General features: G+C 47.0%; 11 protein-coding genes and 1 pseudogene. 8 read left to right on the forward strand and 4 right to left on the reverse strand.

Annotated elements, in window-relative coordinates:
- The first annotated feature begins 312 nt into the window (after nt 1–312).
- The 7 genes and pseudogenes from AM228_RS24200 to AM228_RS24225 all read left to right on the forward strand — a co-directional run bounded on the left by AM228_RS24200 (nt 313) and on the right by AM228_RS24225 (nt 7,269).
- A complete protein-coding gene (locus AM228_RS24200; protein ID WP_054469502.1) occupies nt 313–927 on the forward strand; it encodes a tetratricopeptide repeat protein in 615 nt (204 codons plus the stop codon).
- A 326-nt stretch (nt 928–1,253) separates the two neighbouring features.
- Nucleotides 1,254–1,448, forward strand: coding sequence for a CHAT domain-containing protein (locus AM228_RS24205; protein WP_054469503.1), 195 nt, complete (start codon nt 1,254–1,256; stop codon nt 1,446–1,448).
- Between the two features lie 67 nt (nt 1,449–1,515).
- A complete protein-coding gene (locus tag AM228_RS33440) occupies nt 1,516–1,662 on the forward strand; it encodes a hypothetical protein (RefSeq protein ID WP_156332020.1) in 147 nt (48 codons plus the stop codon).
- 3 nt (nt 1,663–1,665) lie between these two features.
- Nucleotides 1,666–2,256 (forward strand): annotated as a pseudogene (locus AM228_RS30210) (CHAT domain-containing protein).
- Nucleotides 2,257–3,060: 804 nt separating this feature from the next.
- Nucleotides 3,061–4,587 (forward strand): polyprenyl synthetase family protein, encoded by a 1,527-nt coding sequence (locus AM228_RS24215; protein WP_054469505.1) that lies wholly within the window; start codon nt 3,061–3,063, stop codon nt 4,585–4,587.
- A gap of 73 nt (nt 4,588–4,660) precedes the next feature.
- Nucleotides 4,661–6,211 carry a hypothetical protein gene (locus tag AM228_RS24220; protein WP_054469506.1) on the forward strand — a complete coding sequence of 517 codons (1,551 nt, stop codon included), beginning with the start codon at nt 4,661–4,663 and terminating at the stop codon, nt 6,209–6,211.
- The gene (locus AM228_RS24225) at nt 6,208–7,269 is read left to right on the forward strand and encodes a hypothetical protein (RefSeq protein WP_054469507.1); all 1,062 of its coding nucleotides are present in this window, start codon (nt 6,208–6,210) and stop codon (nt 7,267–7,269) included. The genes AM228_RS24220 and AM228_RS24225 overlap by 4 nt, the downstream gene beginning before the upstream one ends.
- A gap of 121 nt (nt 7,270–7,390) precedes the next feature.
- Here AM228_RS24225 and AM228_RS24230 read toward each other — a convergent pair whose 3' ends face one another.
- From AM228_RS24230 to purM, 4 genes are all read right to left on the reverse strand, one after another.
- The gene (locus AM228_RS24230; protein ID WP_054469508.1) at nt 7,391–8,470 is read right to left on the reverse strand and encodes a LamG domain-containing protein; all 1,080 of its coding nucleotides are present in this window, start codon (nt 8,468–8,470) and stop codon (nt 7,391–7,393) included.
- A gap of 326 nt (nt 8,471–8,796) precedes the next feature.
- On the reverse strand, nt 8,797–10,164 hold the full coding sequence (locus tag AM228_RS24235; protein WP_054469509.1) for a transposase: 1,368 nt from the start codon (nt 10,162–10,164) through the stop codon (nt 8,797–8,799).
- Between the two features lie 409 nt (nt 10,165–10,573).
- Entirely contained in the window at nt 10,574–11,308 is a 735-nt protein-coding gene (locus tag AM228_RS24240; protein ID WP_054469510.1) for a hypothetical protein, read from the reverse strand.
- Between the two features lie 589 nt (nt 11,309–11,897).
- Nucleotides 11,898–12,929: a phosphoribosylformylglycinamidine cyclo-ligase gene (gene purM / locus AM228_RS24245; protein ID WP_054469511.1), complete on the reverse strand. Its 1,032-nt coding sequence runs from the start codon at nt 12,927–12,929 to the stop codon at nt 11,898–11,900.
- Between the two features lie 492 nt (nt 12,930–13,421).
- Here purM and AM228_RS36985 point away from each other — a divergent pair, with 492 nt between their 5' ends.
- Entirely contained in the window at nt 13,422–13,943 is a 522-nt protein-coding gene (locus tag AM228_RS36985) for a septal ring lytic transglycosylase RlpA family protein (protein ID WP_082349045.1), read from the forward strand.
- Nucleotides 13,944–13,947: the final 4 nt, after the last annotated feature.

Here is a 13,947-nt window from a genome sequence, read left to right on the forward strand (position 1 = left end):
CGCCATATCGCCATTCCGCCATATCGCCATTCCGCCCGATCGCCACACCCGCCATATCGCCATTCCGCCATTCCGCCATTCCGCCATATCGCCACACCTGCCATATCGCCACACCCGCCAGGGGTTAAAACGATGGCGGGCTAATAGCTCAAGTCGGTTAAAACCGACTGAAATCCTGACCCGGTAAATTCGTTACCAGCCACCGCCCCACCACCAGGCACAATATAAAAAAAGACTAACGTTTAAGAGTTTTTATCTAAACCAAGACTCTAATAAAATTAGAGATATTTTAAATAATCGGAGGCTTCACCGATGCGCCTCGCTCAAAAAGTTTTTAGCCTGATTTGCAGCACAATTCTGTTGTCCATAACTTGTCCTGGGTCGGTTAAATTGGGTCAAGAATCAATTATTAGGGGATTTTTCCCGCCCCAAGCAGTCGCGCAAACGGAAACGGAAATCAAAGCAGCCCATAAATTATTGCTGCAAGGAATTCAGCAATATGAAACCAGTCAGTTTCGCGAAGCTTTACAATCTTGGGAAGCAGCTTTGGCACTTTATCAGCAAATTACTTACCGCCAAGGTATTGCCAACTCTCTGAATAATTTAGGCACGGCTTACTATTCATTAGGAGACTATGCAAGAGCGATTGAACACTTACAGCAATCTTGGGAAATATTCCGTGAAATTGGCGATCGCGATCGCATTGCCATTTTTCTGAATAATTTGGGCGAAGTTTACTCCTCATTAATTGAAATCGCTTTAACCGTAGCGGAACGGGGAAGGGCAAGAGCATTTGTGGAGTTATTTAATCAACGACTTTCTCAAAATTCAGAATTTAATATTGAACCGCCCAATATCGAGAGCGAGCAAATTCAAAAAATTGCGGCTGCCCATCATGCCACGATTGTTATTTATTCAAATATGTGAGATTTTACATCAATCATAAATAATTAAATAAGAATAAATGTATTGTATATTTGTTAAAGTGTTAAAAAACAGTATTTAACTTACTTTAAATCGCGATGATTTAAATTTTTTGCGACAATAAAATACATTTTTAGAGTAATTTATTGCCAATAATCGTTGTTTTGCTAACCTCTCTTGTCGCAACGATTTACAGATAGTTTTTAGCCGTATTAGTTTACCAGAAATGCGCGGCGGATCAGGCTTTAATTTACAACAGCAATCCGCCGATCAAGCGAATACCCCCAAACCGAATAATTCTTTCGATACTCGCTTATTGAAACAACTGCATGAATTACCGATCAAACCCGATCGCGGATTTACTTCCCTCAGACCCGAATGCTCATGTGATTTTTATTCCTCAAGATGAGTTATTTCTGGTTCTTTTTCCCGCTTTAGTGGATGAAAATGACACTTATTTAATCGAAAAACACACGATTCTTACTGATCCTTCGATTCATTCAATCTCTGGGTTTAACCGCTGAACATCGGCAACAGTTACCTCGTGAAAATATTAGCAGCAATGATGTGTTAATTGTCGGCAATCCGAGGATGCCATTAGTCACTATAATTCCAGGGAAAAAGCCGCAAAAATTATTTTCTCTAAAAGCAGCGGAAACCGAAGCCCAAAATATTGCCAGGAGTTTTAATAATACGGCTTTAATCTGCCACGAAGCTACAAAATTTATGGTGGTTTAACGGATGAAAAAATCGCGCATCATTCATTTAGCCACTCACGGCAATTTTGATGCTAATAAAGGGAATAAAAGCTGGGTAGCTTTGTCGCCGGATAGCCTGAATACGGCAGATAATGGGCTTTTAACCGCTCAAGAAATTGTGAATTTAAACCTGAAATCTTAGTTAGTAGTTTTGTCCGCTTGTGGCACTGGGCGAGGCAAAATTGGTGGCGATGGGGTGATTAGTTTATCTCGTGCTTTTATTTCGGCAGGTTCGGCTTCAGTGTTGGTTTTTCTTTGGTCTGTTGATGATAATATTACCGCCTTTATTATGGAGCAATTTTATCAAAATTGGCACAATGGTGATGATAAAGCTAAGGCTTTGCGCGATGCTATGTTAGCGGGGTCGTTCCCGGTTGACGGTGAGGCGGCTCTCCAGGAACGCACCCTACTATTTACTCCCCAACGTCAGTGCGTAGCACGTCTTCCGAGACTTGGTTCACCAGATAACCGTAAGGCGGTTTCTGCTGTTCGAGAGCGCGGCAAGGCGGGGGAGAGGATGGACGCTCCCAGGATTCGTCGAATTCTTCCCAGAGGCGCTGCAATTGCGGATTGATGGCACTGTCGGCCAAAATCTCCATTGTGACAGCGTATATCCCCCGCAAGTCCTCTAAGTCGCCGCGAACATAGATATCTCCGGCTGTGACAGCAGCATCTACAGATAACCGGCCTGCGATCGCGTCTCTGAGCGTCTCGGCATCGCTGCGAAAGATGAGCGGTTCTGATTCTGCTAGCGGTTCAACCGTCAAAAGCAGCTCGTTGCCCCCTGATGCTCGCAGTCGCAATCCAATCCCGTCGAGGGCGATCGCCGCCGTCTTCCCAGAGACTGTTTCCACTAACAATCTCCAAGTCCTGCCTCCCTTGGCTCGCAGTATTTCCACTAGGTCGAGTATCCAGTTCGCCAACTGTTCCTGGCGGTTGTCCGACGCATATACCATTGTTGACCTCTAGAAGTTAAACGCTAATTTAATCTCATATTCTCTGAACCTGTCATGTCAAGGATGAATTGACATGACAGGTTCAGCATAATATAATAATTAACTTAAGCAAATTCAACAGCAGATGAAACACCAAAAATAAGAAGACGAAAAACAAAAAAAAATTATAAAAAACATAAAATTTGCTGGTATAGCCAGTATCTACTGGCGCGGTTCCTGAAACCGAGGCACCTGGTTTTGACTGGATAGAGATGAGTTATGCTGGCTGAAAGTGGCGGCGGAAGTTCCGCTCAAGTTACTCAGGGTAAGTATGCTGATTTCAAAATATCTAGAAAAATCAGGATAGATCGGTGCCAACGCTAGGCTCACGAAAAAATTCAATTCCCACAAAATTGAGCTAATTTTTGTTAAACATAGACTCCATGCTGGAAATATTTTATTTTACTTTATTGTTCAGTTTTTCAAATTGGTTATTGTATGACCCCAAAGGAAAAACCACTAAACACCGGACGAACGGAGCTAATCTCAAACCGCTGCCTGACGAGACTGCATTGAGAGACAACCATCACCCAGACAACGGCACAGCTAATGGCGGATTCTCTAATGGTAATGGCAAACCACATGGCACGGCAGGCACAGACAACCATCACCCAGACAACGGCATAGCTAATGGGGAAGTAAATGGGGTAATAGCCAACCTAGTCGCGTCTCTTCAAGCGCCCGAAACAAAGAGGGGTAGGAGGAGGGATGAATATCAGGGGGGAACCTCTCTCCAGACAGAGACATCTGCTCTAAAATTGCCTGGGGGAGAAACGTTACAGGTACTCACTCCGCCAGCGGCAAAAAAAGCCGAGTTTGACAAGAAGATTATCAACGAAGCGCTGCACAGTGCGCGGGTGGCTGTGGGGGTGAAAATTCAGGAGTTTATCGACAAAAAACGCGGCGGAATCGGCTCCTACGAACCCCTGTATGAAATGCTGGCAGATTATCCCTTCCGCACCGGGAAAATGCTGCGTCCGACTATGTGCGTGAGTATGGCGCGAGCGGTAGGAGGGATGGGACAGTCGGCTTTGACCACAGCAGCGGCTCTAGAACTCTATCACAATGCGTTTCTAATTCACGATGACATTGAAGACGGTTCCGAGGCGCGGCGAGGCAAAGAAACTCTGCACCACATAATTGGCATTCCCCGCGCTATTAATGTGGGCGATGCCACGAATGTCCTTGCGGTGGGAATGTTGCTGGAAAACCTCTCTCTGATTGGGGCGAACAAAACCCTGGATGTGCTGCATGAGATTGAGTTGATGGCCCAGCAATCGGTGGAAGGGCAAGCGATGGAATTGGACTGGGTGGCAACAAATGCCTCGAACCTCACAGACCAAGATTATTTCAAGATGTGCGTCAAGAAAACCTGCTGGTATTCCTTTATGACGCCTTGCCGCATTGGTCTGATTGTGGGGCACCCGTCGGCACATACAAAAGATTTGGTAGAACCCTTGGCGCTCGTCACCCGATTTGGTATGGTTCTGGGAATCGCCTTTCAGATTCAAGACGACCTTTTGAATCTCCAGGGGGATGTGAAACTTTACGGTAAAGAAATTGGCGGCGATATCTATGAGGGCAAGCGCACTCTGATGCTGAATCACACGCTCGCCCACAGCTCCGCTGCCGACTCGCAAAAGATTCGGGAAATCCTGGCTCTGCCTCGGGAGCAAAAAACCCCAGCACAAGTGGAGTTTATTTACGACCGGATGCAGCGGTACGGCAGTATCGATCGCGGCTGGAATGTGGCGCGGACTTTGGCGAACCAAGCTGCTGAGATTTTTGAGCAGATGGACTTTCTCCAGCGGGAAACTCCTTTGCGCCCCAGCGAACAAGGGGTGTCCGCCGTCCACGATCGCCGCTTCCTCAAGGAACTGATCGACTACGTAATCTACCGGAATGTGTGAAGGTTCACAGTAGAGTCCCCTCGCCGACCCACCTGATTTTTGTCAAATCATTATGTTGAAGATTCCCTGAAGAATGAACCAAGCAATTGAACTCCCGCAACCCTTAACCGAAGCGAGCCTGAAAATCCCTCCCGGCGCGACGCTTTTGTTAAGGCTCTCACTCTCTAATAACATGAATGAAGTGGCACTCATCCGCCCGACGATAGATGACTGGGTGAGCGATGGCGGCCAGATTTTCTCGACAATTGAGCACTTAGTTCCCTCTTACATTTACTTGGAGCAGGGGCGTGAAGCGAGCCAGACGATCGCGGTGGAAATTCCCTCAGATTTGCAGCCCGGTCAATTTTTCAAAAGTTGGCTGCGATTTCCCGGTTGGCAAGAAACAGCAATTCCTGTTACAATAGAGATTGTGCCTGCTGCTAGTTTCCCCCACCAAACTGAGTCGGTAGATTTGCATCTGTCGGTGACGCTTCCTCTGCCAGGAGAACCGCATCAACTGTTTGGCTTAGATCCGGATCCGACCACAGCCGGAATTTTTGGCTTGATAGCAGGATTGATGGATTTGGATAAGATTCCCTCTCCCTGGCTGGCGGCTGAACTTCTGACAATTTTGGCTCAAAAAGGAGAGGAATACGCTCAAACAAAAACCGGCGGAGAGTTACAGGCTCGGCTGAAGGCCACACGCTTTTGCCAAAATGGGGCTCGGGCATTTGTCACCGCTCAACTGCCAGCCTGGATTTCTCAAAACTTGTTGGCGGCGAGTGCGGCGTTGGAAAGTCAATTCGGGCAAAGGCGTTTATTGGAGATTTGGGAGCGCTGGCTGTTAAATTTGGCGCACACGGATTTAGAAGCGGGGAGAAGCGGGAAGGAAATCGCGCTTCCGCCTCTGTTCGCCGCAGAATTTGCTGCCCAAATGGGCGGGGATGGGGCGCGCTGGTTTGGGGCGATCGCGCTGGGACTCGCCCGGTTGTCGCCGAGAATTGCCAGCATTCTGGAATCTTGCGCCACCGACAAGGCAAACCCTGCTGTTTCTACCGGCGCAGGAGAGCGAGCCGGTAACAGTTTAGCAATGGGATTGCCCGGTCTCGAAGGGCTGCCCGCTCGCTGGCTGGCGGCAGAACTGCTGCTCGTCCTGGCTGAAAAAGGAAAGGAACGCGCCCAAACTCAGGCGGGAAGTCAGTTGCTGGCTCAACTGGGGCGGACGCGGTTCTTTAAGAATGGGGTGTTGGCGCAGGCGGCGGCGCAAGTACCGCGCTGGCTGGCGGTGAGCCTGTCGGCGGCTTCTGCTTATCACGCTTCCATTGGGGGGCTGCCTGGACAGCAAGGGATGCTTTATGCCTGGGAGCAGTGGCTGTGGAGTTTGGTAGAAGCGGATTTATTTGCCGGTGAGTTGCCCTTAAAAATTCGGGTTCCCGATTTTGTCGGTGGCAGCACTGTCACCGCACTGGGGGGGAATGCTGACCTCTGGTTTGGGGCTTGGGTTCTGGCACTGGCGCAGGTGTCGCCTAGGTTCGCTGCTTTTCTGGAGGCGATCGCCCCCGCGTCCGCTGCACCGGCTGCCCCTGCTGCGTCGGAGCCGGTTTTTGACGATGTACTTGGCGAAGAGAAATCTATTCAGCGATGACAACTGACCCTCAATTGCTAGCCCGCATTGAAGCCCTGCGAATCCCCCTAGATGACCCCGCTTCCCCGATAGACTGGAAAGACTGGTATCACTTTGTGCTGCTCGATCGGCACAGCGGGGTGCGATCGCTGGTTAATGTCACTTTGGCGGGGCGGCCCGGGCAAGGGGAAATTCAAGTGACGTTTATTGTTAATATGAACTCCCAATCTATTGTGCCGGAATTGGATGCGCCTCTGGCAACTTTCGGCACCGCTTTCTCTCAGGAATGGAAGCCAGAATTAGTGCGCCGTTTCCCCCTGCACTTGCAAGGCAAAGGGATGTCCCTGGATATTGACGGCAACAATTTTGCTGTGGAAGTACGCGACGACAGGGCGCAGCTTTATGTCCGCTTTCAAGCACAAGCTGAGGCGACAGCTTTGTTGGTAACAGAGGATTCGCCTTTCGGCAGCGGTTTCATCGGCTGGGGTTTAGTGCCCGGTTTGCGAGTGGCGGGAGAACTGTCGGTTTGCGGCCAGAGTTTTAATCTCAATTCTGACTGGTTTTGCTATCACGATCGCAATTTCGGGCGCTTCCGCTGGGGCGAGGATATCGGTTGGGAATGGTTTGTGGCTTTTGCGAAATGCGAGGATGGCCGTGAATTAACCTTTGTTTTGGACAGGCGCACGAACAAAAATCACTCAGAGGGCGGGCTATCCTATATTTTTGTTTACTTGAATCAGGAGTTGCGCAAGATTTTTCTAAGTTCAAGTTTGCGGATTAATTGGGATTGGTCGCCCGATCCGGTTTTGCCAACGCGCCTGCCTGGAATTATGGCTTCGCTGTTTTCTCGTCGCTCCTTGAGGATGCCGCAAAGTTTGGTCGTGGATGCGGCGGATGAACAAGACCGGTTGTTAATGGAGGTGGAGTTTGACGGGAAGGCGGAGTTGGTGGTGCCTGACAATCAAGAGCGGCAGTATAGTTTTATTGAGGAAGTGACCGGAGCGATTAAAGTCAGTCTTTCTTTGAATGGGGAAATGCTGTCAGCCACTGGCTTGATTTATGCTGAGTACGTGCAGTAGCCGGTGTTTCTATTGAGAGGGCGTCAGGCATAACCTCCTCCAAGAAACCGGGTTTCTGACAGGGGGCTCGTTACGTTTATTTATGTTCGCGCTTCTTGCCCCCAGACAAAGATCCTCGCCCTTAGTGAACAGGCAAGGTGCTGTCTTCAACGAGGACAGCGCCAGTAAGAGTACCGGTGAAATTGCCGGTGAGGTCTGCAACTTTTAGCGCTGAACCTTCCACGCGGACCTCATTTAATGGCCAGCACCCGACCAAACCAGGCTCTTTGCCAGTGATCCGCTTGGACATATCCGCCTGGATTTCGGCTTGGGTGCGAACTCGGTTCCAAACCCGAACTTCTGCCATCTTGCCCTGGAAATCTTGGTCGGCAGTCCAGTTGCTTTTGCCGATGTAATTTTTGGTGCGATTGATGTTGTTTGGCACCAGTAGCTTGCCAGAAGCAACCGGCAGGCCGTTTTTGTAAAGGACGGCATTTCCTGCAGAATCTAGCGTCCCTGCCAAGTGCATCCACTTACCCAGTTCTAGAACTGCCGATGGGGAAGTAAAATCTTGTCCTGAACTACCCTTATAAACACTCAGGTCCAACTTGGCGGTTGTTCCCGCATTGGCCAAAACAATGTTATCTGACTGGGCACCGTTGCCTAAATCGATAACTCTCGACCAACACCGGAAGGCATCATACCACACCCACGCTTCTATAGTTAGACCACCCGCAAAGTTGACACTTATCGCTGGCAGTGTGACATAATCTTTATCGCCGTCAAACAGCATAACTTTCGGAACTAAAGTCATGCCTGACCAATCAACCTTGATACTGCCCTTGTTATTGCCATAGTCCCAAAATAAATCATTCATCAGGAACCGCAAGGTTTGCCCCGGTTTGAGAACGATCGTGGCTTTTTTGCCAATATCGGTAACTTCACCCGTTGTCAGGTTTTGGGCGACTAAGCCATAAACGACATTCTTGGGATACTTCGTGTAGTTTGCCATATCTGGCCACCCTTGTTTTAGCCCATCCTGAATCAGCGGGTGGAGACTGGCTATCCCCTCGGCGGTACATTCCAGGTGGGGATTATTTGCGTCCGACGTCCAAGTTCCTGACGACGTAAATGTATAAGCAACTGGGGAGCCTTGGCTATTGGTAAAGTCAATTCCAGTCTCGGCAGTCGCTAGCACTTCAAACTGGCCTGTTAAGGTCATAATTCTGTTTTCTGTTATTCAAACTTTTACGTTTTAGGGAGTTGAGGCAGTGTCCCGTCAACTCTTGTCTTATTCTACGCACCGAAGATTTTCCGGTGCTGTTTTCTTCAACTTTTCTTCAGAAAGTGGAGCCAATTTTTCATTACCGACTGCGGTGCCTCCTCATTTTTGCCAAGGCGACTTTCCCTATTCTGTACGCATTGACGATCCCCCCCATGCCCCCCCTTTTGTTTACGGTCAAACTCTAGTTTCAAAAAAAGAACGAATCCTCTGTTTAAGCTAACAAGTACCTTAAAAAATGATCCGTTTTTTCTCAGTATAGCAGGCTATGCCTTGGGATAAATCTCATCCATCAAAGCTTGCCACAGCATTTCAACGCATTTCGCCGCCACGCGAGAATTTATCAACCGCTGCCACTTTTTCTTGGCTTGATTGGAGGTAAGTTTTTCAACTTTTACCTCTTTTACTTTTCCTCGCACAATTTCCTCAATTTGAGCCATCTGCTCTTTTGATAGCTTTGCTCCCATTTGGTCTTTTATGTCCCGCATGAGCTTGTCTTTTTCTTCTTGGTCTTGCTTCGCTTTAATCGCCTCTGGGCTGCCACACCACTTTTTCACCGTAAAATTATAGTAGTCTAAAAGCCGGTCTTGATAGTGATTTTTCGGAACCCATTTTTTAGAATTACCGCAAGTTCGCGAGATTAAATGATTGACAAACTCGCGACCCAAGGCTGACCCTGAGACTTTCGTTTTTTTCTTATCCCCATATGACTCCTCTATCCGACCAAATCCCAAGCGTTGCTTAAATTTGGCACGGGCTGCGCGGAATCCCTTTGGGGTAAAAAATCGGTCTATGGGATAGCACAGGGCGATGACTAAGGCTTGAAGCTTTACATTAAACCCGAACGCCGTCATCACCTTTTGATAAGGCATAAATTCTGGCGATCGCATCCGTTTTTTTAGGTCTTTGAGGATTCGCTCTTCTTCTAATTTGAGGGTGCGAATCTGTTGAGCCAAAAACCGGGTGAAATCAGATATTTCCTGCCCATAAGCCTTGCCTACAGATTTTGCCCATTTGTTATCGTGAGTAGAGGACTTGATTTTCAACTTTCGCTCCGCGCCTGCTAACCATGCCCAAAGTGGAATTTCCCCGTCGGTCGCTTCCTTTGAATTTGAGAAGGCGACTTCTGGGAACTCCCGGCAAAGTTGCAGGCGGGCGCGGTTGATTAGTCGTGTACACGCTGCCTCGATGCACTCCAGTTGCAGCACCGCATCCCGAAAGAAACTTAGGTCGTCGTTGTGGCAATACTTGAGAAAATAGTCGTCATCCTCACCGAACTCCCAACCGATCGCAGCCAGCGCTAAGGCATCAGCTTTATCGTTTTTGTCTGGGAGCTTGTGCGATTCGCGATAGTGACGAGTGCTTTTGTGGTCTGCCCATCGGACGCGAATTCCATTTTGAGTAGCAATTTCAGCCCATAGCCAAGAATAATTTATTCCCGTTGGCTCAAGGACTAACTCTGAAAACCCTTGAGCTAACCATTGAGTAACGTTTTTTTGGTCTAGCTCAAATTCGTAGGCTTGAAACTTTTCCGTGTCAGAGAAAAACGCTTTCAAGTTTTCCGGCTTTTCGTCCAAGAAGACAGCCACAATTTTGGCTTTGCAGACATCAGCGCCACAGATTTTTTTATTCATTTTTCCAGGTTCCAAATTATGCAGATTCGACCATATAATCCCTCTTTACCCATCCCACAAATTGCAAAAGGTTTACCAATTTGTTTATTGGAATCTCAATGCGGGGGCAATTGCCCTAGAATATAAAACGCCACTGTTGTTTCAAGTGGCGTTTTATGTATTAACCTAATCAGACAATTCCTTCAGCAACTCCGAGTAAATCATCGCAGCCACCTTTCGCATAGTTGCACCACGGGCGGCATAAAGTGCTTTTCCGCTAAGTTTTTTCAAGGAACCATAAGGCAGTAATTGATAAGCACGGTTCAGCCAATATTAGAGAATTCGGCGAATGGTGTTTCAACAAACTTTTTGTTGAATTTGCCGTTCTCTGTAAGAGCCATTTCAAAATTGTTATTGACGTACAGCCACATTATCTATCGCGCCATTCCTGACCCTTTTGCCTTGGACTTTGAGTTGACTTTTTTATTAACTCATCAGCGTTAGGGCAGCGTTCACAAATAGCGATAATTGCAAATTTTGCATCGTGAAAACTTTTTGTGCCTTGACCGTCTGGTAAATTATGCTTTTTCGCTAATTGACTATTGGTGCCAACGGTAAACCAAACTGATTTAATCTCATCCCATGTAGGGTATTTATTCCAATCTGGGAATTTAGCGAAAATATAACCATAGTTACTATGGAATGAAGCATGATCGCTTATCCTACCCATTTGATTAGTATCGCGTGTTCGTTTGCGTTTAGTATTCCGGTGATTACCGCGAAAATATTCGTTTTCTATATCTTGAAATATTTCACGATAAGTGATTAGATCATTGGTGATCTTATTCTCACCTAATATCTCACGGTCATACCATTCCCAAAATTCACTAGCCTTAGTAAATGTCTGTAAAGCATTGTGAACTTTGATGGCTTTTTGGTAAGCACTGATTACATTATCAGTAGTAAATGAATTGCAATCACAAGCTTTGTTCGTACGTTTACCTGTTGCAGGATCTATAAACTGCAATCGGATATATTTGTTACGCTCTAGTTTTAGACCTACCGAGTAATCTCCTAACTCAGTTACTAACTTGTGATATAACTTTATCGTATCACCAAAATTTTGGTAAATACCGCTATTTGGGGTGTTCGATCCTTCACTCATTTTTCACTCTTTGGGTTAAAACAACAGTAGCGAGTGAGTCAAAAAGTAGGATATATCAATGGTTTTGAGTTATATTGTAGGCTCATTACGGGCGGGTTTCAAACCATTGGTGTCAAGCCCCCACCCCCCCTCCCTACAATCTCTTGAAACGCTTGTGGATTCCCGCGTAGGGGCGATTCGCTTTCCATTGGTGTCAACTTAACCAGAGGATGCCCAGATTTCTTGGGAGAGAGCAGCCGAGTCTCTATGCCGCTTTCTCACGGCTTTAACCAAACCTAACAACTGATAATTTTCAGCTAAAAAAGCTACAACATCCTCAGATTCTCCCCTCAGTAAAGCTCGGTAAAAGTGATAAAGCCCTCTAAATACCATTTCTACAGAAATTCTTTCAAGGGGTTATTCAACGGTTCTGTTGCTTTTGACTCATATGTTACAGGGGGGTGTAAAGCTTGAAAGATTCTCTCTTCTAGTCTACACTCCCCTCCTCATATTCCTTAAGTTGACACCAATGCCCCTGTGCTCGCCCCTACTAACAACCGGATTTGGTATAAAGAAACCCGGTAACTTCGGCGAAACCGGGTTTCTTTGATTAACTTTCAGGAATCCCGATTAAGCCTCCAGACCCATCAATTACTTCACCAATCCGATAAGCGGGAATTTGTTGACTTTCAAACCATTGAATCGCTTGGTTCGCTTGCTGCGGGGACACGAGAACCACAAAACCAATCCCCATATTAAAAGTATTGAACATTTCTGGCCGATTCACTTCACCAACAGTGGCAATCCATTCAAAAATTGGCGGTACAGTCCAGCTATTCACATCAATTTGAATCGATTTTCCTGGGGGCAAACAGCGGGGCAGATTTTCCGGCAAACCGCCGCCAGTAATATGAGCCATGGCATGAATTTCTATGCCCGCGTCTCTAGCGGCTAAAACAGGTTTGACATATATCTGGGTGGGAGTTAGGAGCACTTCACCCAAGCAAGCACCTCCGAGCAAACTAGGGGTATCGGTCCAACTGTAGCCGTGGTCAAAGACGATTTTTCTAACCAGACTAAAGCCGTTACTGTGAACCCCAGAACTGGCTAGTCCGATCGCCACATCTCCTGATTTTACCTGAGAACCATCGAGCAACTGGCTTTTTTCCACCACCCCCACAGCAAACCCAGCCAGGTCATATTCTCCGGGCTGATAAAAACCGGGCATTTCGGCGGTTTCCCCACCGAGAAGGGTACAACCAGATTGCTTGCATCCTTCCACAATGCCGGAAACCACCTGACTCATTTGTTCTGGGTCGAGTTGACTTGTGGCTAAATAGTCCAAGAAAAATAACGGTTCAGCCCCGGAAGTCAAAATATCGTTGACGCACATAGCCACTAAATCGATGCCTACGGTGCTGTGTTGATTCCCTTGCTGGGCTAGTTTCAGCTTTGTACCCACCCCATCGGTGCCGGAAACCAGGATGGGTTCTCGATAACCCGTGGGCATTTGAAAATAACCACTAAATCCGCCAATGCCTCCCAAAACTTCTGGTCGATGGGTACTGCCGACCATCTTACGAATGCGATCGACAAAAGCGCGACCGGCTTCAACATCTACACCTGCTTGTTTATAGTCCATAAGAAATTAATCCTGAAATTAAATCCTGAAATTAATCCTGGAATTAATCCGGGGATAGAGTGACATCGGTATTTTAATGTGCCAGTATGCCGAAATTGTCACCGATAACAATTCCGCTAAAAATTCCGCTAAAAATTCCGCTTTTGTGCGAGATGCCTCCGGCACGCTCCGCGAACGGCTATCAGATCCATATTGTTGGATCCAGTGGGCGATCAATTGGTTTACAGTAAATACCACAAAAGCTAATTTTTGTCAACAAAAAAGCCATGAAATTTGGCAAATTTTATCGGTACTTATCGGAAAGTACAGATTTTCTGATCGTAAATGTGGTGAACCTGAGAAATTTCTGTGTTACCTTGTGACAGTTCTTTACTTTTTAGGTATTAGGTGACATCTACCGGAGCATGAGTGAATACATCTAAAACCCTTGGTATCGCCAAGGTAGTCAACACTCATTTCTCCATAACCAATGTAAATTTTTAAGAGAGACCCATGAAAAAACAACTTTGGCATAGCCTGACCGCAATGGCACTGCTTTCTACTATTGGCATGAGTGAAGCAGTAAGTGCTCAGTCAAGCGCAAAAGCTGAACGGCAGAATATCCAGAATATTTCTATGCAGAATATTTCTGAGGTATCGCCGCATGAACCTCATAAAAATATCCATAAACTTCCGCGCAAATCTTCCAGACTTGCGTTCCAAGGTATCAAGAATTCTGGTCGATCTTACAACGAAGGCTGGGCATCATGGTATGGTCCGGGGTTTGATGGCAACTACACCGCCAGCGGTGAAGTTTTTGACCAGTATGACATGACCGCAGCCCATCCGTCTCTTCCTTTTGGGACGTTGGTGCAAGTGACTAATTTGGATAATGGGGCGTCGGTGACGGTGCGAATTAACGATCGCGGCCCATTTGCCGGTGGCCGAATTATTGACTTGTCTGCTGGTGCGGCTGAAGCATTGGGCATGATCTACACTGGTGAAGCTTATGTGGTTTTGCAGGTTTTAAATTAACCAG

The organism is Planktothricoides sp. SR001, assembly GCF_001276715.1.
GTDB lineage: Bacteria > Cyanobacteriota > Cyanobacteriia > Cyanobacteriales > Laspinemataceae > Planktothricoides > Planktothricoides raciborskii.

Excerpts from the sequence above, each read along its gene's own strand:
- AM228_RS36985 (WP_082349045.1), top strand. The coding sequence starts at position 13,422 with ATGAAAAAACAACTTTGGCATAGCCTGACCGCAATGGCACTGCTTTCT.
- AM228_RS24220 (WP_054469506.1), top strand. The coding sequence starts at position 4,661 with ATGAACCAAGCAATTGAACTCCCGCAACCCTTAACCGAAGCGAGCCTG.
- AM228_RS24240 (WP_054469510.1), bottom strand. The coding sequence starts at position 11,308 with ATGAGTGAAGGATCGAACACCCCAAATAGCGGTATTTACCAAAATTTT.
- AM228_RS24200 (WP_054469502.1), top strand. The coding sequence starts at position 313 with ATGCGCCTCGCTCAAAAAGTTTTTAGCCTGATTTGCAGCACAATTCTG.
- AM228_RS24205 (WP_054469503.1), top strand. The coding sequence starts at position 1,254 with ATGAATTACCGATCAAACCCGATCGCGGATTTACTTCCCTCAGACCCG.
- AM228_RS24235 (WP_054469509.1), bottom strand. The coding sequence starts at position 10,164 with ATGAATAAAAAAATCTGTGGCGCTGATGTCTGCAAAGCCAAAATTGTG.
- purM (WP_054469511.1), bottom strand. The coding sequence starts at position 12,929 with ATGGACTATAAACAAGCAGGTGTAGATGTTGAAGCCGGTCGCGCTTTT.
- AM228_RS24215 (WP_054469505.1), top strand. The coding sequence starts at position 3,061 with ATGCTGGAAATATTTTATTTTACTTTATTGTTCAGTTTTTCAAATTGG.
- AM228_RS24230 (WP_054469508.1), bottom strand. The coding sequence starts at position 8,470 with ATGACCTTAACAGGCCAGTTTGAAGTGCTAGCGACTGCCGAGACTGGA.
- AM228_RS33440 (WP_156332020.1), top strand. The coding sequence starts at position 1,516 with ATGCCATTAGTCACTATAATTCCAGGGAAAAAGCCGCAAAAATTATTT.
- AM228_RS24225 (WP_054469507.1), top strand. The coding sequence starts at position 6,208 with ATGACAACTGACCCTCAATTGCTAGCCCGCATTGAAGCCCTGCGAATC.